3 protein-coding genes are annotated in these 1,978 nt (G+C 73.5%); 1 reads left to right on the plus strand and 2 read right to left on the minus strand.

Going from position 1 to position 1,978, the window contains the following annotated elements:
• Positions 1-231: 231 nt before the first annotated feature.
• Positions 232-444: a hypothetical protein gene (locus tag FUT87_RS07170; protein WP_147240570.1), complete on the plus strand. Its 213-nt coding sequence runs from the start codon at positions 232-234 to the stop codon at positions 442-444.
• Positions 445-505: 61 nt separating this feature from the next.
• On the opposite strand, the gene FUT87_RS07175 is transcribed toward FUT87_RS07170, so the two are convergent.
• Positions 506-1,504 (minus strand): tripartite tricarboxylate transporter substrate binding protein, encoded by a 999-nt coding sequence (locus FUT87_RS07175; protein WP_147240571.1) that lies wholly within the window; start codon positions 1,502-1,504, stop codon positions 506-508.
• A gap of 54 nt (positions 1,505-1,558) precedes the next feature.
• The coding region (locus FUT87_RS28525; protein WP_186830403.1) for a hypothetical protein at positions 1,559-1,978 on the minus strand (420 nt) is incomplete at its 5' end.

The raw sequence follows: 1,978 nt of genomic DNA on the forward strand, positions 1-1,978 counted from the left end.
GGCGCGTCGCGCCGCGATCAGCGACCTGGCCTGGGAGCGCACCATCGATCGCCACGTCGGGATCAGCGACGAAGCCATGCGGGAGCGCGCGCCCGAGACCGGCCACGTGGGCAGCTACGACTCGCTGTCGACGCTGTCCCAGGTGGTCGCCGACCTGCACGCCCATGTGTCCGGCCATGCCGACCTGCGGCCCGTGCTCGCGCACGCAACCGCCGCGAGTTCGACAGCGCCGTGGCCCGCGTGCCGGGCGGCGTCACCGACCTGGTGTTCGACCACGGCCGCCAGGTGGGGCGCGGCTTCAGCAACGCGCTGGACCGCACCGAGCGGGCAACGCCGCTGCAGCACAGCAGCTACTCGCTGGATTTCGTGCAGGGCAGGGTGGTGGTGTCCCACCTGCATCCGCATGTGCCGCGTCGCACGCTGCAGGTGGCGGAGCTGAAATGAAGCGAGGGCCCCGAGGGGCCCTCCGCGCGCTGGCATGCACGCGCCGGCGTGCACGCGCCGGTCACTCCAGCCGGATGCCGCTCTCCCTCAGCAGCCGCCCATTGGCGGCGTGCTCGCGCCGCAGCTGGTCCGTGAACACCGCGATCGTCGCCGGACTCACGAGGTAGTCGAGCTGGCGCAGCCGCTCCTGCACGTCGCGCTCGGCCAGCACGCGGTTGATGGCCTCGTGCAGGCGCTGGATCACCTCGGGCGGCGTGCGGGCCGGCGCGAAGACGCCGAACACCGAATTCATGTTGGCCTCCGGATGGCCCAGTTCATCGACGGTCGGCACGTCGGGCAGGCCCGGCATGCGGCCCGGCGCGGCCACGGCCAGCACGCGCAGCCTGCCGCGCTCGACCAGCGCGTTCAGCGCCGCGCCGGGATTGGCGGTGAACAGCTGGAACTGGCCGCCGGCGGCGTCGGTGGCGATCTGGCCGCCGCCCTTGTAGGGCACGTGGGTGAAGCGGACCTGCGCCTTGCGCGAGATCTGCTCGAGCATCAGGTGGCCCAGGCTGCCGACGCCGCTGGTGGCGAAGGTGACCTGGTCCGGCTGCGCGCGCGCCTGCGCGATCGCGTCGGCGAAGGTCTTGCCGGTGAAGGCCGGCGTGGCCAGCAGGTACACCGGCGACACCATCACCCGCGCCACCGGCGCGAAGTCGGTCAGCGCGTCGTAGGGCACCTGGTGCGTGTGCGGGCTGAGCGTCAACGGGCTGATCGCCGAGAAGGCCAGCGTGTGGCCATCCGCGGCGGCCTTGGCCACCACGCCCATGCCGATGACGCCGCCGCCGCCCGGCTTGTTGTCGACGATCACCGGCTGGCCCAGCGCCAGCCGCTCGGCCAGCAGGCGCCCGACGGCGTCGCTCAGTCCGCCCGGCGCATAAGGCACGACGATACGCACCGGCTTGCTGGGCCAGGCGCCGGTTTGCGCTTGAGCGGTGGGAGCGAGCAGCGCCATGGGCGCCGACGCCGCGGCGATCGACGCCTGGATGAAGGCGCGGCGGGAGGCCAGGGGGACGGTCATGAATGAAGGCTGGATGAAGGGTCGGTGAAGCGCGGCGGGCCGGCCCCACCTGCGCTACTGCGCGATCGGGTCGGCGGCCAGCAGCTCGATGTAGCGCCGCGGGCCGGCGTCGAAGCTTCCCGCCGCTTCGGCGTCGCCGCCGGCGCGAGCCTCGGACGTCAACCGGTCGGCGGGAATGCCGCGGCTGGCGAGTATCGCCTCGGTGCCGCGGGCCCAGCCCAGCGCCTGGTTGCGACCCTTCGCGGCCGCCGGGGAATTGGCGGGCGAGTTGACGCGGACGCCTGCCTCGACGCGCACCCGCACCGCCGGCGAGCGCGCGAGCACCTCGGCGGCGCGCTCCACGAAGTGTCGGAAGCGCGGCTGCAGCGCATCGCGGCGATCGACCGCATCGGCCGCGTCGATGCGCACGCGCACCTGGTTGCCGGCCGTGCGCATCACCTCCACCTGGCCGTTGTCCAGCGCCAGCTGCTGCAG

The sequence above is a fragment of the Mitsuaria sp. TWR114 genome (genome assembly GCF_007997345.1).

Excerpts from the sequence above, each read along its gene's own strand:
- FUT87_RS07175 (WP_147240571.1), bottom strand. The coding sequence starts at position 1,504 with ATGACCGTCCCCCTGGCCTCCCGCCGCGCCTTCATCCAGGCGTCGATC.